The sequence below is a fragment of the Ulvibacter litoralis genome, from assembly GCF_900102055.1.
Taxonomy (GTDB): Bacteria; Bacteroidota; Bacteroidia; order Flavobacteriales; family Flavobacteriaceae; genus Ulvibacter; species Ulvibacter litoralis.
The window spans coordinates 612,404-632,650 of the sequence record NZ_FNBA01000002.1 but is presented as its reverse complement, the minus strand read 5'-3'; the positions used below and the strand labels follow the sequence as shown (position 1 = coordinate 632,650).

Annotated in this window: 18 protein-coding genes; 3 read left to right on the top strand and 15 right to left on the bottom strand. The window is 34.4% G+C overall.

Going from position 1 to position 20,247, the window contains the following annotated elements:
* Positions 1-46: 46 nt before the first annotated feature.
* From BLQ00_RS08965 to BLQ00_RS08940, 6 genes are read right to left on the bottom strand one after another with little or no spacing between them, the layout of a single operon-like run.
* Positions 47-928 carry a carbohydrate kinase family protein gene (locus BLQ00_RS08965; protein WP_093143339.1) on the bottom strand — a complete coding sequence of 294 codons (882 nt, stop codon included), beginning with the start codon at positions 926-928 and terminating at the stop codon, positions 47-49.
* Positions 925-2,424: a mannitol dehydrogenase family protein gene (locus BLQ00_RS08960; RefSeq protein ID WP_093143336.1), complete on the bottom strand. Its 1,500-nt coding sequence runs from the start codon at positions 2,422-2,424 to the stop codon at positions 925-927. Before BLQ00_RS08960 ends, BLQ00_RS08965 begins: the two co-directional genes overlap by 4 nt.
* Before the next feature lie 14 nt (positions 2,425-2,438).
* Positions 2,439-3,407: an ABC transporter permease gene (locus BLQ00_RS08955; RefSeq protein ID WP_093143334.1), complete on the bottom strand. Its 969-nt coding sequence runs from the start codon at positions 3,405-3,407 to the stop codon at positions 2,439-2,441.
* Between the two features lie 18 nt (positions 3,408-3,425).
* Positions 3,426-4,949: a sugar ABC transporter ATP-binding protein gene (locus BLQ00_RS08950; protein ID WP_093143331.1), complete on the bottom strand. Its 1,524-nt coding sequence runs from the start codon at positions 4,947-4,949 to the stop codon at positions 3,426-3,428.
* 18 nt (positions 4,950-4,967) lie between these two features.
* Positions 4,968-6,032, bottom strand: a complete 1,065-nt coding sequence (locus BLQ00_RS08945; protein ID WP_093143329.1) for a substrate-binding domain-containing protein — start codon at positions 6,030-6,032, stop codon at positions 4,968-4,970.
* 41 nt (positions 6,033-6,073) lie between these two features.
* Positions 6,074-6,829 carry a hypothetical protein gene (locus BLQ00_RS08940; protein WP_229792620.1) on the bottom strand — a complete coding sequence of 252 codons (756 nt, stop codon included), beginning with the start codon at positions 6,827-6,829 and terminating at the stop codon, positions 6,074-6,076.
* Positions 6,830-7,210: 381 nt separating this feature from the next.
* On the opposite strand from BLQ00_RS08940, the gene BLQ00_RS08935 reads away from it, so the two are divergent.
* The 3 genes from BLQ00_RS08935 (at position 7,211) to BLQ00_RS08925 (ending at position 9,451) form a co-directional block, all read left to right on the top strand.
* Positions 7,211-7,948 (top strand): NUDIX hydrolase, encoded by a 738-nt coding sequence (locus BLQ00_RS08935; protein ID WP_093143323.1) that lies wholly within the window; start codon positions 7,211-7,213, stop codon positions 7,946-7,948.
* A gap of 221 nt (positions 7,949-8,169) precedes the next feature.
* Positions 8,170-8,781: a DEAD/DEAH box helicase gene (locus BLQ00_RS08930; RefSeq protein ID WP_093143320.1), complete on the top strand. Its 612-nt coding sequence runs from the start codon at positions 8,170-8,172 to the stop codon at positions 8,779-8,781.
* 25 nt (positions 8,782-8,806) lie between these two features.
* Positions 8,807-9,451, top strand: a complete 645-nt coding sequence (locus tag BLQ00_RS08925; RefSeq protein WP_093143317.1) for a thiamine phosphate synthase — start codon at positions 8,807-8,809, stop codon at positions 9,449-9,451.
* A 5-nt stretch (positions 9,452-9,456) separates the two neighbouring features.
* Here BLQ00_RS08925 and BLQ00_RS08920 read toward each other — a convergent pair whose 3' ends face one another.
* The 9 genes from BLQ00_RS08920 to BLQ00_RS08880 form a co-directional block, all read right to left on the bottom strand.
* Positions 9,457-10,026: a hypothetical protein gene (locus BLQ00_RS08920; RefSeq protein WP_093143313.1), complete on the bottom strand. Its 570-nt coding sequence runs from the start codon at positions 10,024-10,026 to the stop codon at positions 9,457-9,459.
* Positions 10,027-10,291: 265 nt separating this feature from the next.
* Positions 10,292-13,114 (bottom strand): M16 family metallopeptidase, encoded by a 2,823-nt coding sequence (locus tag BLQ00_RS08915; RefSeq protein ID WP_093143311.1) that lies wholly within the window; start codon positions 13,112-13,114, stop codon positions 10,292-10,294.
* Positions 13,115-13,324: 210 nt separating this feature from the next.
* Entirely contained in the window at positions 13,325-15,214 is a 1,890-nt protein-coding gene (locus tag BLQ00_RS08910) for a monovalent cation:proton antiporter-2 (CPA2) family protein (RefSeq protein ID WP_093143308.1), read from the bottom strand.
* A 3-nt stretch (positions 15,215-15,217) separates the two neighbouring features.
* Positions 15,218-15,814, bottom strand: coding sequence for a glutathione-regulated potassium-efflux system oxidoreductase KefF (kefF, locus tag BLQ00_RS08905; RefSeq protein WP_093143306.1), 597 nt, complete (start codon positions 15,812-15,814; stop codon positions 15,218-15,220).
* A gap of 96 nt (positions 15,815-15,910) precedes the next feature.
* Entirely contained in the window at positions 15,911-16,534 is a 624-nt protein-coding gene (locus BLQ00_RS08900) for a MarC family protein (protein ID WP_093143303.1), read from the bottom strand.
* A gap of 117 nt (positions 16,535-16,651) precedes the next feature.
* Complete coding sequence (locus BLQ00_RS08895) at positions 16,652-17,473, bottom strand: SDR family NAD(P)-dependent oxidoreductase (protein ID WP_093143301.1); 822 nt, start codon at positions 17,471-17,473, stop codon at positions 16,652-16,654.
* 183 nt (positions 17,474-17,656) lie between these two features.
* Entirely contained in the window at positions 17,657-18,763 is a 1,107-nt protein-coding gene (locus BLQ00_RS08890) for an L-dopachrome tautomerase-related protein (protein ID WP_229792601.1), read from the bottom strand.
* Between the two features lies 1 nt (position 18,764).
* Positions 18,765-19,238 carry a cupin domain-containing protein gene (locus BLQ00_RS08885; protein ID WP_093143298.1) on the bottom strand — a complete coding sequence of 158 codons (474 nt, stop codon included), beginning with the start codon at positions 19,236-19,238 and terminating at the stop codon, positions 18,765-18,767.
* Position 19,239: 1 nt separating this feature from the next.
* Positions 19,240-20,247 (bottom strand): zinc-binding alcohol dehydrogenase family protein, encoded by a 1,008-nt coding sequence (locus BLQ00_RS08880; RefSeq protein ID WP_093143295.1) that lies wholly within the window; start codon positions 20,245-20,247, stop codon positions 19,240-19,242.

Here is a 20,247-nt window from a genome sequence, read left to right as displayed (position 1 = left end):
GGGAGTAAGTAATCGTAGTGTGCAAAATGACGCGTTACAAACGACTTTAAAAATTCATTATAGTACTAATTTCTTCTGTTGTAATCTTTGGGTTGGCTCCTTCTCTACTGGCAACCATAGCGCCCATGGCACATGCAAAATCTATTGCTTTTTGTGGAGTATCTCCTTCTATTAATTTGTGAATTAAAGATCCTAAAAAAGAATCGCCAGCACCCACAGTATCTTTTACTTCAATTTGGTATCCGTTATTATAGTAAAACTTATTGTGATAATAAAAAATCGCTCCTTGACTTCCTCTTGTAACACAAATGGTATTTGTATTGGTGTGTTTGGCTATAAACGTAATGTGTTGCTCTAACGAAACTGTTCCAGAATCGAGCATAGCGGCTATTTCAGTAATTTCCTCATCGTTAAACTTAATGAAATCGGCTTTATTCATTAAGTGATTTAATACTTCGGAAGTAAAATAAGGTGCCCTTAAGTTAACGTCGAAAACTTTATATTTTGCAACCTCTAAAAGTTTGTAAAGTGTTTGTCTTGAAATTTCTTCTCTAGCGACTAAACTTCCATAGATAAAAGCATCAGATTGAAGGGTTTTAGTTTTAATATTTTCATTAAACTGAATATTATCCCATGCTCTTGGGTGTTTTATATCGTAAGAAGCCGATCCTTTTTGATTCAATGTTACGGTAACTTCTCCTGTGTTTAATGTACTACTAACCTGTATGTTTTCTGTATTTACACCATGTTCGTTGCAATATTCTTTAATTTTCACGCCCTGATTGTCATTCCCAATACGACTTATAATAGATACATTATTATGTAACGATTGTAGTCGTAAGGCTACGTTTAAGGGGGCTCCTCCTATTTTTTTATGCGTAGGGAAATTATCCCATAATACTTCGCCAAAACAAACTATATGAGTCATTTACTTTGTGTTAAATTATTCGTGTTAATTTCTATTACAGATTGCTCAACTCCATCCTTTAAAATAGAGTTATAGGCGTTGGTATAAGCTTCTACAAAAGTTGAAGACTCTTTCAATTTTCCAAACACAGATTCAATTTCTAAGAAAGTTATTGGGGCATTAATTGCTTCATGTGCTTTTTCATTTAAAAGTGTTTGTAATGCATCCTTTCTTTCTAAGACAGTTCCTTTTTCATCTTTTCCTAAACTATAAATGGCCCAAGCTGCAATTACAAACGCAGCTAATTGTACAGACCCTTTTTGTTTTAATTGTGCATGAACTGTAGGTAAAATAAAAATGGGAATCTTCGCAGAACTTTCGGAGCAAATACGGTCTATTTGATCTTTAATGTTAACGTTCCCGAAGCGTTCTAACAATGATTGTTTGTACTCGTTAAGGTGAATGCCTTCTAAATTTCCTAAAATAGGAGTAACTTCCGTATCCATATACGTCATTAAAAAATCACTAATGTTAGGATTTCTTACAGCTTCGTCTATCGTTTTATAGCCAAGTAAGGCACCTAAAATCCCTAAAACCGAATGCCCTGCATTTAACAAACTGAGTTTCATTTTTTCGTAGGGAACCACATTTGTTACAAATTGTGCTCCCACAGTTTCCCAAGCAGGTCGTCCTTCAATAAAATTATCTTCTATAACCCATTGTTTAAAAGGTTCACAAACCACTGGCCAAGCATCTTCAATTCCGAAGGTTTCTTTTAAATTAAGAATATCAGCTTCAGAAGTTACTGGGGTAATTCGATCTACCATCGCGTTTGGAAACGAAACATTCTTTTCGATCCATTCAACTAAAGTAGGTTCGGCCACTTTCACATAGCTAAGGAGCATATTTTTAATCATATGCCCATTTTCTTGAATGTTATCGCAGGATTGAATGGTACACCCTTTCAAGCCACGATTTCTTCTCAGGTTTAAAGATTGCGTTACATAACCGAAAATTGTTTTTGGTGTTTTAGGATGTGCTAAATCGTGTTGAATTAATGGATTACAAAAATTAAATCCTTTTTTTGCTTCATCATAATTATACCCACCTTCAGTAATGGTCAATGATATGATTTTTATATCGGGATCTGCCATTTTTTCAATCACTGCCATTGAATTTTCAGGCGCGTATAAATATTCCGTAATCGAACCGATAACTTGCGTTGTTTGTGTACCGTCTAGTTCCTTCACAATTAACGTGTACAAACCATCCTGTTTCTTTAATGTGTGGTAAATTTTAGTGTCGAATTCTAATAAAGCAACCCCACAAATCCCCCAATCTGATTGAGATGGATCGTGTAGTAGTTGATCTGTATAGAATGCTTCATGTGCTCTATGAAAGCCCCCTATTCCAACATGTACAATTCCCGTTTTAATTTTAGATCTATCGTATTTTGGAACAGAAACTCTTTCAGAAATAGAAGAAAGATTCTTTGTGTTTAATGTATAATTTTTCATCTCGATATTTTTAATTATTTGCTCTCAAACCTCTGAAGTAATACTGCAAATATGATAATAGCTCCTTTTACAACTTGTTGCGGATATGAAGGGACGTTTAAAAGGTTTAATATGTTTCCTATTAAGCCTAAAATTAAAACGCCCATTAATGTATTGATAGCTGTTCCTTTTCCACCATTTAAACTTGCACCTCCAATAACTACCGCAGCAATAGCATCAAGCTCCCAAGCCATGCCCATATTTGGAGACCCTAAATTTGTTCTAGACGCCACTATGATAGCTGCAATAGCTGCCAATGCGCCAGAAATAGCATAGACTAAAAACTTATATTTATTTACTTTTATTCCAGATAACCGCGATGCTTCTTCATTGCTCCCAATCGCGATGATTAGTCTCCCAAAGACGTTATAACGTAGCATCACCATTGTTGCAATGACAATGATGAAAAATACAATTGCAATATTCGGAATCCCTAACGTGGCGTTGTTGGCGAAATCTGACATAAATACGCCTCCTGCTGTTTTAAAAGTAACAGGAGACCCTTTTGAATAGATAAAACCGAGACCTCTAGCGATAGTCATCAATGCTAATGTCGCTACAAAAGGCGCCATTTTTTGATACGCGACAAGGTAGCCAGACACACTTCCTAAACTAAAACCAATGGCTATGGTAAATAATATGGCGAGCGGTAAGATTATTAGATTTATTAAAATGGCGAAGGTAACAGCGAGTAGCGCTACCATAGAACCTACCGATAAATCGATTCCGCCAGTTAGAATTACAATGAGCATCCCAATGCTAATAATCCCAATTCCCGAAACTTGTTTTAGTAGATTTGAAAGGTTTACGGAGGTAAAAAATACATCCGAAATTATTGCTGAAAATACAACCAGCAAAATAAAAATAAAGATCGTATTATACTTAACTAAAAACTTAAGTATACCTCCGGGACTTTTTAATTGTTCCTTTAATGCTAAAGCCATAACCTGATTTTTTATTGTTTAATTGTATTGTTTTAATGGTTTTCCAATTGAATAGCGAAGTATGTTTTCTTCTGAAAATTCTTCTTTTTGCAATTCACCATACACGGTTCCTTTATGCATGACGAGAATACGATCTGAAATCCCCATTATTTCTGGCATGTCTGAAGATATTACAACTACTCCCACTCCTTTTTTAGCAACTTCATTGATTAAGTTATATATCTCAATTTTGGCTCCCACATCTACACCACGAGTAGGTTCATCAATAAAAATAACCTTACTTTCAATGCTTAACCATTTTGCCAAAGCTACTTTTTGTTGGTTTCCACCACTTAAATTTTTGACATTTACTTCAGAATTAAGAGTTTTGATATTCAGCTTTTCAATTAATCCTAGTACTTTTTCATATTCATTTTCAATATTGATGAAACCAAATTTTCCAGAAATAGATTTAAAGCTTGTAACACTGATATTACGTCGAATTGACAAAGGCAAAAACACTCCTTCTTCTTTTCTATCTTCTGAAACAAACCCAATTTGAAAACCAGCTGCATCAACAGGAGATTTTGTTTTTATTTCTTTCCCATCTAAAGTTAAGGTTCCCGATTTCTTTTTATCTGCACCAAAAATAAGTTTAGCCGTTTCCGTTCTTCCACTTCCTCCTAACCCTGCAATTCCTAGAACTTCACCTGGAAAAACTGAAAAGGAAACATCATGTACAAAAGTATCTTTAGCCGTTAGGTTTTTAACCTCAAAAATAGGTGTGCTTCCAATGGTTATGTCTCGTGTTGGATACAAGTCCTTTAATTCACGGCCTATCATGAGGCGAATAACACCGTCAGTATCTGTTTCTGAAACTGCCATACTTCCCGTGTCAACACCATCTCTAAGCACAGTAATTGTATCTGCTATTTTAAAAATTTCATCCAAATGGTGGGAGATATAGATAATAGAAATCCCCTTTTCTTTAAGTCTGAAAAGATTATCAAATAATTTTTTAGTGTCTGTAGGATCAAAAACAGTTGTGGGTTCGTCTAAAACTAAAATTTTTGTGTCTTCGGAAAGTGCTTTTGCTATTTCAACAACTTGCTTTTGAACAATACTTAAGCTACGTACTTTTGCTGAAGCATCTATTTTAAATCCCAACGAATCGATCAATTCTTGAGCATCTTGTGTAATTTTTTTCCAGTTCATCCAAAATTTACTAGCACCTAGTTTGTGTAAGTAGATATTTTCAGCGACTGATAAATCGTTCACTAGTGATAACTCCTGATAAACAACACTAATACCTAATACTTGACCTTCATGAGTGTTTTTAGGATTTATTTCTTTCCCATTTAAAAAAACTTTTCCTGCATCTTTATAATGAACCCCACTAAGAATCTTTACTAGGGTAGATTTTCCAGCACCATTTTCGCCCAATAACGCATGAATCTCTCCTGGCTTTACTTTTAGATTTACATTTTCAAGCACAGAAACAACACCAAAACTTTTTGATATTCCAATCATTTCAAGACGATATTCATTTTCAGAATTTTTCATATCATTGGTTCTTAGCTGTTAAAATAATGCTGAAGGATTGTAGTATTTAGCCGCATTTTCTTTTGTAATTAATAGCGGCGTTGTAAATGACTTTTTTTCAAAATCTCTTTTACCATTCATATACTGAATTGCATATTTTACAGCATTTCTTCCTATTTGCACTGGACTATTCATCGCAGTACAACCATAAAAATCTGTTTCCATAATGTATTTAATGGCTTCTTTTTGACCATCTGCGCCTGCTACAATTAAAATATCGTCGGTTTTTCCTGCTTGTTCAATCGCTTTAATAGCGCCGAGTACACAAACATCAGATTCAGTAATGACAACATTAATATCAGGATGAGCCACTAAAATATCTTCCATCGCTTTTAAGCCTCCTGCATACGACCATTCTGTATATGCCTGTGTTTTTACATTCAGATTAATTTTTCCTTGGGTTCGTAATTGTTCTTCCGTGATTCCTTGTAACAATCCTTGCTTACGTGTTTTTCCCACAGGATTTCCTGCATTTCCACTTAACAAAGCAATATTCATCTGTTTAGTTCCCATTTTTTTAGCCAACCACGCCCCCGCTAATTCACCATTAGCGAGATTATTTGATTGAATTGTAGTTACAAATTCTGCTGATGGATTTATAGAGCTATCGATAATAAATACTGGAATCCCTGCTGCTTTTGCAATTTTGGTGATCCCTACTAAGGCATCAGGATCTTTAGGATTTAACAACAAAGCATCTACACCTTTGGTTATTAAATCTTCAACAGCTGCTATTTGTTTGCTAATATCATCTTGGCCATCTGCAGATAAAAACACCATTCCATTCTTTTCTGTAGTAGTCTTTATACTTTGTAATAATGCTTGATAATAAGGAGCATTTAATGAAGGCGTACAATAGCCTATTTTTTTCCCTGTTAAATCGATAGCACTTTCATAAATTTCAGTGGTTTCGTCTTCACCATTTACAGATGTATTACTCGTATCCAAATGTTCTACACAACCAAGCAAGGTGCTAATTAATACAAAAACCATTAGTGATCTAATCACTTTCATTCTAGTAGTTTTTAAGTTTTTAGTTTTCATACTTATTGAATTAATTTAAAGTAATATGTATTGTTTTTATCTTAAAGTAACGTAATGTCTAATTGTAATACTGTTTTTTCTTGTTCAGGATTCCACATTGCAGTAACAGCTACAGGTATGTCATAGTTTTTTATTGAGAATTTCTTACTGAAAGTGGTTCCTACATTTACAATGTTACCTGCATTTTCTGTGTAAAAGGTTTTATCTGTAACAAAAGACCACGCTCCTCCTGCAAAAAGACTAAGGCTAGAATTACGATTCTTCCACACCTTGCTACTAACTTCTAAATAATGTGTCCAAGAATTTTGCAATGATGCATCCTCTTGTATTTCATAATCTCCAGAACCTCCATTAACAATGGTGGCCAAATACACAAGAGTGCTCGGAGTAATGTTATACCCAAAATTGATATCTACAAAATTGTATCCTTGAGTTTTATCATAACTCCAATAATGAAGTGTATCACCTCTTTCTTCAACTCCTGTATAATTATTATGAGAGACTGCTTCTATAAAAAAGTTATCCGTAAAACGATATTTGGTATATATTGAAACCTCCTTATAGTAGGCATTATTCATTTTACCAGTATTTTTATTTTCAACTGAAACAGTAGAAAAACTAGCACCACCCCAAAGGCCAAAAGTAAATTTCTTGTTTTTTGAATTGAACTCAACATTTGTTGCGATGACCACTCCAGGATGAACTACAAAGCCATGCCAAGTATGCATGTTTTTTATATGAGCACCTATGGAAAAAGGATTGTATTCATCTTCTACTTCTTCATTTTGCGCTACCACTTTCAAAGTATTGAATACAAAAAAAACTAAAATACTTATAGTCAATACTATTATTTTATGTTGCTTACACTTATTTACAGTTGAATTATTATCCAACAACAATTCTAATTTCCTATCCATGTCATTAAAGTTAAAACTGTTAATAAATTACAAGCGTCATATTAACGTTTATAATTCAAATGTATCATTTTAAATTATATAATCCATAAAATTATTTAAAAAAAATATACATACTGTTAATTATCAGTGTAAATTACTAATAAAATCTATCTGATTATTAGTTATTGATAACAGTATATTTAATGTTAAAGTGACGTTTAATAATAAATTACTATATTAGCAAAAACAAAAAAAACGATTAGAATCGTTTTTATCATTTCTATGAAACAAGAAAAAATATTAAATATATCTGTCGATTGTGTCGTATTTGGCTATGATATAAACACCAAATCTTTAAATGTTTTATTAATTAAGCGTTTCTTAGAGTCACCTACTAAAAAGGAAGTATTAGTCGATGACTATGTTTTAACAGGCTATCATGTTTATAAAAATGAGACGTTAGGAGATACTGCCTCTAGAGTATTGAAGGAACTAACTGGTTTAACGAATCAATACAAAAAACAATTTAAAGCGTTCGGTAATCCAGATCGTTTGTTAAACCCCAAAGATCTTATTTGGATTGAAAACGAGGGATTTAATCCGCGAACCATAACAATCGCTTATTATTTTCTATTAAAAACTGAAGATGTTGACTTAAAAGCTAATAAGCATAAGGCAAAATGGTTTCCAGTGACCGATTTACCCGAATTAGGATTTGATCACGAAAAAATTATTGCAGAAGCCTATGAAGACCTTAAGGTTAAATGCCTATCAGAACCTATTATTTTTAAATTACTCCCCGATAAGTTCACCATTAATGAAGTTCAAGATTTATATCAATCCATTCTTGGTATTGAAATAGACAATAGAAATTTCAGAAGAAAACTGATTAACAAAAAATACATTATTGCGTTGGACGAAAAACAAGTAGGTGTTTCAAAAAAACCAGCTCAATTGTACATATTCAGCATGGATGTATATCGAAAAATGTTCCAGAAAAACTATTTAATCAGTATCTAACAGAGCACTTACAATTAACTCTCCCTTAATTTCTTCAGAAACAAACACATTACTCATAATGTAATGCCTTCTAAAAACACCTATATTCCGTAGGTATTTATTCATATTACACTGAGATTTCAATAGAAAAAGGAAGTACGACCTGTTTATTCGTTTACAGATAGTATATTTGCCATACTTATTACTAATAGTTACTTAAACACTGATCTCTTACTATTCCTATGCCTTTCAAAAAATTAAATTCCAATTTAAAAGAGACACTAGAACAACTAGAAATAACAACGCCTACTCCCCTTCAAATAAATAGCATTCCTGTTATAAAAAGTGGTGCTAATGTGTATTGTCTGGGTCCTAAAGACAGTGGAAAAACTACGACGCTTATACTTACCACCTTGCAAAAATTGAAGTGTGAGGCTACTGGAAATACACCTAGAGCGGTTATTCTTGTTGAAAATAAAGAAAAAGCAATGCAATTGTATGATCAATTTTTGTTCTATACTAAATACAATTCGCTGCGTGTTTATGTTGGCTATGAAGAACTTCACGTAGATGTACAAAAATCAGAAATATTTGAAGGGATAGACATTCTTATCAACACTCCTAAGTCGATGAATAAGTTGTTTTTATTAAATGGTGTAAATACGGCCGAATTAAAGATTTTTAGTATCGATGATGCTGAGTTTCTAGTTCAAAAATCTGCTTACAGTGCTCTTATGTCGATTACTCAAAGTATTAAAAAGAGTCAGTATGTTATTTATGCTGAAAAAATGAATCCGAAATTAGAGCGTTTTGAGTCCTTTTTTATGGAACGTGCTAAAATTGTTACCGAGTAATAGCTTCAATCATTAGAAAATCACAATGATACCTAAACTACACTATATTTCTCAAGGAAGTTCGCCAAAAGAACATTTGGAAAACCTTCAAAAAGCATGTACTTCAGGAGCTGAATTAGTGCAATTACGTTTGAAGAATATTTCAGAAAAGAAATTTTTAAAATTTGCGGAAGAAGCTCGAGAAATTACGGCTCATTTTCAAACTCGATTAATCATTAACGATAACTACAAAATCGCAAAAACCGTAAAAGCGGATGGCGTACATTTAGGACCAACAGACACTTGTCCTACCATTGCTAGAAAACACTTATACACTTGGCAACTTATTGGTGGAACCGCAAATACTTTTCAAGATTGCGAAACGCTACTTGACAAACGAGTAAATTACATTAGTTTAGGACCTTTTAGAACAACAAAAACAAAAGAAAATCTTCCTCCTGTTTTAGGTTTAGTGGGCTATGCTGCTATTACTGATGTATTAAAAACGGGCACGCCCATTATTGGCGTTGGTGGCATTACAACTTCTGAGGTAAAAGCCATCTTAGAAACAGGCATTTCTGGGATTGCAGTTTCCGAAGCAATTACACGAGATTTTAATACCATTCGCACCTTTAATCAATTGCTAAACGCTTCCTCAACCGCTGAGCAGCGCTATACGTTTCCTACATAGACAGCTTACTTTTTCCAGCCCCAAGGAGCCTCAGGTGCTTCAATAGATTTCGTAAGATCCATTACAACTTTAAAAACACGATCGGTTCCTAGTCTTTTTAAATTATACGTAAACGTGGTTTCATCTATCGTTATCCACCAAACATTTGTAGCTGCAGCAGGAAGCATTTTCTGAGTATATGCATCGGCAGGAAAAAACTGAAAATCTGATTTCCCAACATTACTTGCAGTCCCTCCATAAAGTGTAATGTCATCTTCTGTACCATCCTCGTGACGATGATCGTGTTTTAGGGTAAGGATCCCTTCATTCATGGTTAAAATCCATGTTCTCGATTTATCATCACCCACATAGAAAGGAATTTTAATTTCATTCTCACTACAGGCTCTTAGGTGCATCACCAGCCTTTTCCCTCCAAAAGCTTCATCTTCTTCTGGCAATGCTAATGTTCCTTCATAGGCATTTCCACAGTGAGATTGTAACGTAGCCCAAAAAGTTTCCGAAGGACTCTTCTCTTGAGAAACCATTGGAATTGTGAGTAATAAGACAATCAGATATAGTGTGTGTTTTAGCGTCATAAGTCCCTATTTGCTGCTTCTCAACTTTTTAAAAATTCAAGGTTGTTTCTTTTCTTTTTCAATAGTTAAAAAAAGAAACAAAAAAATCTAGGCTGAAGAAAATATTCCTAAATACTACGTTGGTTTCAATACACTTTCCAAACTCGTCCGAGTCTATCGAACTCAAACAATGGAAAGCGCTTAACGTTTCACCTCCTTGAATCTAGCTTGAATCTAGACGGAATATTTTCTAAAGCCGCTATCTGTTTCCGCAGCAAATCTTGTCTTAAATTTCATTGCCGTAGATATCCAACTCAATAACAGGTTTTCCTAATTTCTTTACTTCTTCAAACTGCGTTTCTTTATCGCCTACGACTAAATAAATCATGTCTTTTTCATCAATATAAGTATCGATTATTTTCTTATAATCGGCCAACGTCATAGACACTAATTCAGCTTGATCTTTTTCGGTATAATTAGAAGGACTGTTGTACTTACTCATGTGTTGAACCATTCCTAATTTAGCACCTAAACTTTCAAACGCTCTGGTATCGGCTTTCAGTAATTTATTTCTAGTCAGTTCTACATCGGCTTCTGTAAAGTCGGAAGCATAGTTTTGTAACATTTCTTGTATAATCGTCAACGATTTAAACGTAGCATTGGCTCTTACACTGGTACGTACTGTAAATGGTGCCACTTCCAAGCTATTTCTGAAACCTGAATAGGCGCCATAGGTATATCCTTTTTCAATTCGTAACGTTTGAAATAAACGACCGCTTGAACCACCTCCTAAAATTTCATTGGCAAAATTCAAATTATTAGCATCATCATTCGTTGCTGAGAGCACTAATTTGCTAATCATAATTACCGATTGTTTCGACCCTGGTACATCTACAAAATAGAGATTACCACCTTTAGATTCTGCAGGAAGTATTTGTTTTGGTATCGCTATAGCTTCACCACTAAACTCTGAAAGCACTCCAACAATAGGTGTCGCTTTATCTTTAGAAATAGCGCCAGCAATATGAAATGTTGCATTGGCAGCAGCTAAGTTTTTATAATATGCTTTTAAATCAGCAACCGTTATATTTTTAATGGTCTCTAAGGTTCCAGAGCCAGGCACACTAAACATATGATCATCTCCATAAACCAACTTATTAGAAACGAGCGATGCAATAGCATTTGGATTCGCTTCACGTCCTTTTAAAGAAGTTTCTAGCGCTTGTTTTAATCTTTCAAATTCTTTAGCATCCCAGCGTGGTTCAAGTAAAATTTCTTTTACCAATGCCATCGTTCCTTTAAAATTCTTTGTCAGACAAGAACCAGTAATATGAAAATCTTCATTTGCACTATACATATTAATTGTAGCTCCCAACAATCCTATAGCTTCTTCTAGTTCCGCAGGTGTTTTTGTCGCAGTACCTTCCATCATTAAATCGCTCAATAAGTTGGCAACCCCTTCTTTTCCTTTAGGATCTAATAATTGTCCGCCAGGAATCGTGATATCAAATTGTACCAATGGAACTTCGCCATTTTCAATTCCATAAATTTTCATTCCGTTGTCGAGAGAAGCGGTCCATACTTCTGGAGACTTAAATAAAGGCAATTCACCAAATGCAGGTTCACTTCTATCGTAGGTACTCGGTGTTTTCTCGTAGGTTGCTTCTTCCCCTTGCGCTACCTCTTCATTTGCTACATCTTGCTTTACCTCTTCAATCCAAACTGTTGCTTCTTTTGCTTCGGAAACAGCCAGCTCTAATTGACCTTTTGGAACAACACTCGTCATCACGTAGTTCGCACCTTTAATGTATTGGTTGTAAACACGCATTACGTCTTCTGCCGTTACAGCTTCAGTCAGTTTTGCAGCTTTCGTGATATAACTTGGGTCACCATTAAACTCATTATCTTGAACCAACTGAAACGCTTTGTTTAAAACGGTACTAACACCTTGATACAATTCAGTTTCAATTTCAGCTTTGATACGTTTTAAATCGTTTGCACTTACACCGTTGGTTTCAAAACGTTGTAATCCTTCATCGATTGCTGCTTTTAAGTCGTCTAGATCAGTTCCTTCATTGGCCCGAGCTCTTATTACAAACTCACCTGCCAACTCACTACTGCTTTGGTACGTGTTAATGCTTGGAGCTAGTTTTTTCTCTTCCACAATAACTTGATATAAAGGAGCATTTTTGCTGCCACTCAATAAATTTCCTAACACTTGAAGCGGATATACGTCTTTATGGTATTCTTCAATGGTTGGAATTATCATTCGCAACTCTGGAAGTTTTGCAAAGTTATCTTCAAAATACAACGATTTTGTTTCAGCTAAAGTAACAGGCATTGCAGGTAATTCTTCAATATCCGGACCACCTGGTATTTCACCAAACCACTTTTTAACCAATTCTTTAGTTTCAGCAATGTCGATATCTCCCGCAATCACTAAAGAAGCATTTTTAGCACCGTAATACTGTGCGTAAAACTCTTTTACATCGTCAATCGTTGCTGCTTGTAAATCGGGTAAGGCGCCAATAACTGTCCAGTTGTACGGGTGTCCTTCAGGATATAAATTTTTCCGAATAATTTCATCTGTATAACCATACGGAGCATTGTCTACCCGTTGGCGTTTTTCATTTTTAACTACTTGTTTTTCGCGTTCTAAAGCAGCTTCCGTAACCGTATTAATCATATACCCAAAACGATCAGAATCAATCCAAAGAATTTTTTCGAAAGCATCTTTAGGAACTACTTCATAATACACGGTTCCATCGCTCCAAGTTCCTCCATTTCTACTTCCACCCCATTCTGGAATCATTTTCCGATTTGCTCCTACGGGAACATTTTCAGAATCATTAAAACTCATATGTTCAAAAAAGTGAGCAAAGCCTGTTTTTCCTGGCTTCTCTCTATTTGACCCCACATGCATCATAGTAGCTACTGCAACAATTGGGTCGCTATGGTCCTCATGTAGAATAACTTCAAGACCGTTATCTAAAGTGAATTTTTCATAGTCTATTTTAAACTCTTGTTCTTCTACATCTGACTTATTTTCAGTAGTACAAGAAGAAAAAAAGAGTCCACAAAAAATAAATGTTGCAATTGGAAGTCTCATTGATACGCGTTTTAGTTGATTAAAAGCGCTTAAATAAAGTTGTTATTTAAACGAAGCATTAAATATACTATTTTGAATGTAATGGTTCAATGTAAACTTTCAGGAATAATTAAATGACTCAAACATTTAAATAATAATAGCAAGAATTTGTTTCACTTCGGAAAACTATAACTTGTGTATAAACCTATGTTATTTTTCGTTTGGCTATGATTACTTGTTGTTTGTTTTTTCTAACGCTTTTCTAATTTCCTCGCTATCCCAATGTTTGTCATAATCTACAACACCTCTTTTAAAGTCCTCATTTAAAAGTTTTTCCTGTTCTTCGATTTCTTTTCTAGCTTTAAAAATATAGTTTTCATCACGTTTCGATTCCCGCGCGAGTCGTCGTAAGCTATTTTCATCGTATTTAATAAAGTTTTGAACTTGCCTGGTTAGGGTATATTTTCTGAAACCCATTTTACTCAACACATCTTTTGCAAGGTTTAAGGAAGTATCTAACGATTCACGATAAATATTTTCCATGCCTAAATTTATTAAATCATAGGCATCATCTCTATTTTTTGCACGAATCATAAGCTCTACATGCGGGAATTTCTCTTTTACTAATTTTGTTATTTCTTTGGTCACGCTAGGATTATCGATTGCACATATTAATATTTTAGCTTCAGCAATGCCCGCCGACTCTAACAAATCGATTCTTGTGGCATCCCCATAATATACTTCAAAACCCATTTTCCGAAGAAAATCTACACGATTGGAATCTTGATCTAAAATAGTAGCTTCTACACCATGCGATCTTAAAAAACGTCCAATTGTACTTCCGAAGTGACCAAAACCAAGCAAGATGATTTTTTGTGACTTCGCAATATGATCCATGGGTCTTTTTACAGACTCTTTTGTACCCATTTTAGGAAGAATTAATCGTTCGTTAATCATACTTATAATTGGAGTAAGTGACATGGTTAGCGCTGTTATCACCAGCATCATATCCATTTGATCCTGTGATAAAATATTCAAATTAAAAGCAAACGACAGCAATACAAATGCAAATTCACCAATCTGCGCCAACCCAAAGGTTAACAATAACTTTTGATCTAATTTTAATTTAAAAATATGTCCTGTAATAAATAAAACAATCGCTTTTAGAACAATAATGGCGAGTAATAGTCCACCAATCGTCAGCGGACTTTTTGCGATGACGATAAAATTAATAGAAGCTCCTACCGCCATGAAGAACAATCCGAGCAGAAGATTTTTAAAAGGCTCTAGCGTACTCTCTAATTCATGTTTAAACTCACTATTCGATAGTACGACTCCACCTAAAAACGCTCCCAAGGCTGGGCTGAGACCGACATATTCCATTAAAAAAGAAATCCCAAACACAATTAAAAAAGCAGAAGCTATTAAAAGCTCTCGAACTCCTGTTTTAGCTACTTTACGCAACATAGGTACAATTAGATATCGACCCGCAAAGATGATTATAACCACCGATAAAATAATAGCTAATGTTTGAAAACCTATGGGCAAACTATCTAATAAATTAGACGTTTCGGCATGAGAATCTGCTGAAGCAATACTCTCTAAATTAGACAGTAATGGCAAGGCTCCAAGCATGAAAATAACAATAATATCTTGGAACAGTAATATAGAGAATGATGAAGTTCCAAAAGTGGTATCCATCAGGCCTTTTTCTTTTATGGTTTGTAACGCAATTGCGGTAGATGATAAGGCAACCGCCATGGAAATAACCAGACATACTTCCCAATCAAAACCAAGCATTAAAAACAGAAAATACGAAAGCAGCATCGTTCCCGCAACCTGCAAGCCTCCCATACCAAGGATGGTTTTTCGCATGTTCCAAAAATTCTTGGGTTCAATTTCTAATCCGATTAAAAATAGCATTACTACCACTCCAAATTCTGCAAAATGAAGAATGTCATCTCCCTCTTCTCCTATAAAACCTAATACGTAAGGCCCTATTAAAACACCTGCTAGTAAATAACCAATCACAGAACTTAACCCTAATCGCTTAGCAATGGACACACAAATAATAGCGCCTGCTAGAAAAATAATAGCTTGAAAAAGTATACTTCCTGTCATAAATTATTGAGCTTGTAATTGCGGAATATCATTTAAGAAGAAATAACCGTTAAAGTCTTTCAATGAAAAGTCTTGCTGAAGTAAAGTAATTAAGGTACCGTATTGATCTACATGTAAAGCTAATTCCTCATCACTTAACTTATGAGTACCCATTACTGCAAATGGAGGCAAATAAGCCATACCACACAAATTAGCCGTTTGTTCAAAAGGACGTAAAAATTGATTCACCGTAAAACTATTTGTTCCTTCGGAACAGTAAACGTCTCTAGAACCACCTGTAGTAATCACATTTAAACAGGTTTTCGCTTGTAATGCATTTCCATTTGGACCATACGCCCAGCCAAATTCTAAAACCATATCAATCCACTGTTTCATTAGCGGAGGACAACTATACCAATAAAAAGGATGGTGCCAAATTATAATATCGTGTTGGTTTAACAGTTCCTTTTCGGCAGGGACATCGATATGAAAATCTGGATACCGCTCATATAAATCATGAAATGTAACTCCCTCCACATCTTTAATTCGATCTACAAGCATTGTATTTGCCCTAGATTTTTCAAATTTAGGATGCGAAAACAGAACTAGTATTTTTTTCATAGTACTCTTGTGATTAAAATAAATTCTGTCGGTTTAAAAAATTGAATACGATTCGTTTCAACTAGAACCAAATGCTACCCTTTTTATTTGTTGAAATTACTGAGAGATTAAATTAAAAGAAATCTTAATTCCTTGTATAATCATACCCGTACCTATAATTGCTATAATTAGTCCCATTATTTTACCAATTACAGAGATAACATTATTACCCACTAATTTAACGATCAGATCACTCAATCTAAAGGTGATATATGCTAATATACTCATTAAACCAAATATAGCGATCACTAAAACGGTATGGATCGGTTGAACATTTGAAACAAAATTCATAGCTGTTACGATAGTTCCAGGCCCAGCCAGAATTGGAATGGCCAGTGGTGACACCGCTATATTTTCATCAATATCGACGTGTTTAAGACTTTTTACATTCGATTGTTTTGATTGTAGCATTTCAAAACCTATAAAAAAGATTAAGATTCCTCCTGTGATTTTAAAAGCTGGAATACTAATATTAAACAACTCAAAAATAAATTTCCCTAGAAGTACAAAAACAGTGACAATTATAAAAGCTATAATATTTGCTCTTTTATTAATATCATCTTTTGTTTTTTTATCTGCACCTTGTGTTAAGGCGACAAAAACCGTCATGTTTGAGATAGGGTTTGTTATAGCAAAAAAGCCAGTAAATACAGTAATTGAGAAGGTAATTAAGTTATCCATTTATCCCGAAATTTTCAATCTGGAAAGAACTTAAATTTCTTCTGTTTCACCAAATCAATTTTTGTTTTTCTTTTATTAGATTGCTTAATATAAGAAATGCTACCATTATTATAAAATTTAAAACATTTTCCCGCTTAAAAGTTGATTTGTTATACTTAATAATTCTTCCGTTTTCATAGTATCATAAGCATCTGGATGTGCTGGTGAAAAATAACCTTTGTCTTCACCTTTATCGTTGTCGAAATACATTCCAGAATCATTTTTATATGCTTCGGAAAGCGCCAAATCAACGACTATATTTACTCCTTTTTCTGCGGGAGACCAAAACTGTCCGTAGGCTTCATTGGCCATTTTAGTATTTAACAACGAACCTGGATTTACAGCAATTACATTAATTTTCGATTCTTGTTTGGCTAAATAAAAACTCCACATGGTCAAGGCTAATTTACTTTGTGCATAGGTGCTATTCACTGAATCTTGTGTCTTCCCTCTTAAAATTTCTTCGGAAACTGGAGCTTGTGCCGCAGAACTTAGATTAATGATTCGTGGTGCTTCGGATTGCTTTATATTTGGAAGAATGGCATTTGTCAGCACATAAGGAGCTAAATAGTTTACTACCATACGAATGTCTAATCCGTCTTTATTCTGAATTTCTTTCGTTTTGAAAATTCCTGCATTATTGATTAATCCATCAATCTTCGGAATGTCTGTTTTGATCTGTTTTGCCAATTCTGAAACTGCCTCTAAATCGGAAAAATCGGCAACCAAACCTTTTATATTTTGATTGTTTGAAGCTTCTTTGATTTCTGAAACTACTGCTGAAACTTTTGCTTCACTTCTACCATGTACATAAACCGTATGTCCTTTTTCAGCGAAGCTTAAAGCGGTTAACTTTCCTATACCGTCAGTACTTCCTGTTACTATTATTGTTTTACTCATACTATTTTTATTTTTTTTATTGGAGTGTCACCTTGAGCGTAGTCGAAAGGTTTTTTTAGTTTTCAAGAACTACGTTAGGTAACTTCTAAATACATATTTGAAAATAAAAAAAGCCACTCCTAAATTAAAGTGGCTTTCTCCTGCTATTAACCAATAATTGGGGAGTTATTAATTAACAGTAAATTATCTGAAAGAAACACCTTCTACAATCGGTTTAAATCTGAACATATAAAATGGTTTTGTAGATAAATCGTTGCCATCATTAAATACAGCACCTTTGTTTACTTGTGCTGCAGACACATACATATAACCATCTACATGATTGTAACTTACACCATCTGGCCAAACCATATTAACATCTTTCACCATGGTTTTTACGCTTTTATCTTTTGCTAAAACTACCGCTACACTATTGGTTTCTAATGCTGTTAAGTAAATATTACCAGCGATATCAATACTCATTCCGCCATTGTTTGGTTTCTCGGAATAGGTTTCAATTTTACGATCTAATTCCGTATCCGTAAACGCTTCATTTACTAAATCTAACGTTTTAATTCTGTAAATTTTAGTTCCGTTTAACGGTCCGTAATAAATGTATTCAAAAGTAGCATCCGCAGTAATACCATCATTTCCTACCAATAAATCTTTACTATTAACCGCTAAATGTTTTCCATTAATTACAGTGGGTGTATTTTCTGGCAACGTGGTACGAGTCCCTTCTAATAATCGCCGCGTTTTCCCCGTTTTCATATCAACAATTATAAACGCCGCATGGGTTCCGTCTCCCCCATTTCCAATACCTTCATCAGCAATTATAAAATAACCATGTTTAGTATCTACAACCATATCATTCGGCTGCGAATGCTTTGGTACTGACGATGTAGGCAAATAATAAATACGCTCTAGCTCATTGGTTTTTGTGTTCCAACCTACTATTTTAGGTGTTACATTATCTCGTTGTGCCATGTCTAACATCCAAACAATGCCGTTTTCATCGTTTCTAACCCCTAACACATTGCTTAAAAAATTATCGTCGGTAGTTCTTGGTGTATTCCAAGCTTTAGTAGGAAAAGGTTTGCTTGTTTTTGTTTTAGCATCCATGATCATTACTCTATTTTCTGGTGAGAAAAAAGGATGATGACTGTATACTAAATCTCCAGTATTGGTAAATGTAATATTACCAACAGCCTGATCTGTAGTTGTAAAAAGTTTGGCTTCAGTTATTGTGTTTTGTGCTTGTATCGACATCACTGATGTGATTAAAACGAATAAGAATTTAATATTTTTCATATTACTTGCTCTTTTTTAGATATTCTGGCAACTCTTTAGATAACCAATCTTCACGAACTGGAACATGCACATCTAAATCTATAGTTTCTTCCAAAGCCCAAAATTCATGAGGTACATTTTCTGGAAACACAATAACTTCTCCTGCTCCAACTTCTACAAACGTTTCTTTACCATCAATAATGGTTTTAATTTTTACTTTACCAGACATAATATAGGTGATCTGCTCGTTTGGATGGTGATGCCAAGGAATATGAGCACCTTTTTCTAAATTGAAAATGGTCATCTGTCCTTTTTCACCATGAAACCATTTACGTTTGATCCCTTCTCCAATAGTTTCTGATTCCATGTCATCAAAATTAAAATGTTGCACTTTTGAAGTAGCTACAGAATCTTTGGTTATTACTTGTGCATTGGCGGTATTACAGAAAAATAATACTGTTACTGCAAATGCAGCTATGATTGATTTATATTTCATATTAAAATCCTTCTAAAACTATTTTTCCTTTTGCTTTTCCTGTTTCTAAGAAAGCGTGTGCTTTACGTAAATTTTCAGCATTGATTAGTCCGAAATTTTCACCTAAGGTGGTTTTAATGGTTCCGTTGTCAATCAATTCAGAGACTTCATTTAAAATGTTGTGTTGCTCAATCATGTCTTCCGTTTGAAACATAGATCGTGTAAACATAAATTCGATATGCGTTGATACTGCTTTAGCTTTAAATGGCATCACGTTAAACAATTTCGGATCGTCTATAAAACCAAATTTACCTTGAGGTTTTATCAGTTTCACGATCTCATCTGCGTGTTGTTCGGTAGCGTTCAAACTAACTACATAGTCTGGAGCAGCAAGCTTGTAAGTTTCAAACTCCTCACTTAATTTATTTCGGTGGTTAATAACTGTATCAGCACCAAGTTCTTTTAACCAACTGGTAGTTTCTTCTCTTGAAGCAGTAGCAATGATGTTTAATTTCGTTAGTTTTTTAGCTAATTGCACCAAAATAGAGCCTACACCGCCAGCAGCACCAATGACTAAAATTGATTTGTTAGCATCGTCTTTTGAAACTTGCAATCTATCAAACAATAGTTCGTAAGCTGTAAGTGAAGTTAATGGTAAAGCAGCAGCTTCCGCATACGACAAACTTGAAGGTTTTTTACCTACAATACGTTCATCTACAATTTGATATTCCGCATAGCTACCTTGACGTGTAAAATCGCCTGCATACCAAACTTCGTCACCAACTTTAAATAGCGATACTTCATCACCAACTTCTTTTACAATTCCGGTTGCATCCCAACCAATTACTTTCCAGTCGCCGCCTTCTACAGGCATTCCCGTACGTACTTTGTAATCGGCCGGGTTTACAGAAATGGCTTTAATTTCTACCAAAATATCTTTTCCAGTAGCTTTTGGTGTGTTTAATTCTATGTCTTGTAATGAGTTTTTATCTTCTATGGGAAGATTCTCTTTATATCCTATTGCTTTCAT

What these genes read in the sequence shown, in the direction of transcription:
- BLQ00_RS08965 (WP_093143339.1), bottom strand. Translation starts at nt 928, where the DNA reads ATGACTCATATAGTTTGTTTTGGCGAAGTATTATGGGATAATTTCCCT.
- BLQ00_RS08960 (WP_093143336.1), bottom strand. Translation starts at nt 2,424, where the DNA reads ATGAAAAATTATACATTAAACACAAAGAATCTTTCTTCTATTTCTGAA.
- BLQ00_RS08955 (WP_093143334.1), bottom strand. Translation starts at nt 3,407, where the DNA reads ATGGCTTTAGCATTAAAGGAACAATTAAAAAGTCCCGGAGGTATACTT.
- BLQ00_RS08950 (WP_093143331.1), bottom strand. Translation starts at nt 4,949, where the DNA reads ATGAAAAATTCTGAAAATGAATATCGTCTTGAAATGATTGGAATATCA.
- BLQ00_RS08945 (WP_093143329.1), bottom strand. Translation starts at nt 6,032, where the DNA reads ATGAAAACTAAAAACTTAAAAACTACTAGAATGAAAGTGATTAGATCA.
- BLQ00_RS08935 (WP_093143323.1), top strand. Translation starts at nt 7,211, where the DNA reads ATGAAACAAGAAAAAATATTAAATATATCTGTCGATTGTGTCGTATTT.
- BLQ00_RS08930 (WP_093143320.1), top strand. Translation starts at nt 8,170, where the DNA reads ATGCCTTTCAAAAAATTAAATTCCAATTTAAAAGAGACACTAGAACAA.
- BLQ00_RS08925 (WP_093143317.1), top strand. Translation starts at nt 8,807, where the DNA reads ATGATACCTAAACTACACTATATTTCTCAAGGAAGTTCGCCAAAAGAA.
- BLQ00_RS08920 (WP_093143313.1), bottom strand. Translation starts at nt 10,026, where the DNA reads ATGACGCTAAAACACACACTATATCTGATTGTCTTATTACTCACAATT.
- BLQ00_RS08915 (WP_093143311.1), bottom strand. Translation starts at nt 13,114, where the DNA reads ATGAGACTTCCAATTGCAACATTTATTTTTTGTGGACTCTTTTTTTCT.
- BLQ00_RS08910 (WP_093143308.1), bottom strand. Translation starts at nt 15,214, where the DNA reads ATGACAGGAAGTATACTTTTTCAAGCTATTATTTTTCTAGCAGGCGCT.
- kefF (WP_093143306.1), bottom strand. Translation starts at nt 15,814, where the DNA reads ATGAAAAAAATACTAGTTCTGTTTTCGCATCCTAAATTTGAAAAATCT.
- BLQ00_RS08900 (WP_093143303.1), bottom strand. Translation starts at nt 16,534, where the DNA reads ATGGATAACTTAATTACCTTCTCAATTACTGTATTTACTGGCTTTTTT.
- BLQ00_RS08895 (WP_093143301.1), bottom strand. Translation starts at nt 17,473, where the DNA reads ATGAGTAAAACAATAATAGTAACAGGAAGTACTGACGGTATAGGAAAG.
- BLQ00_RS08890 (WP_229792601.1), bottom strand. Translation starts at nt 18,763, where the DNA reads ATGAAAAATATTAAATTCTTATTCGTTTTAATCACATCAGTGATGTCG.
- BLQ00_RS08885 (WP_093143298.1), bottom strand. Translation starts at nt 19,238, where the DNA reads ATGAAATATAAATCAATCATAGCTGCATTTGCAGTAACAGTATTATTT.
- BLQ00_RS08880 (WP_093143295.1), bottom strand. Translation starts at nt 20,247, where the DNA reads ATGAAAGCAATAGGATATAAAGAGAATCTTCCCATAGAAGATAAAAAC.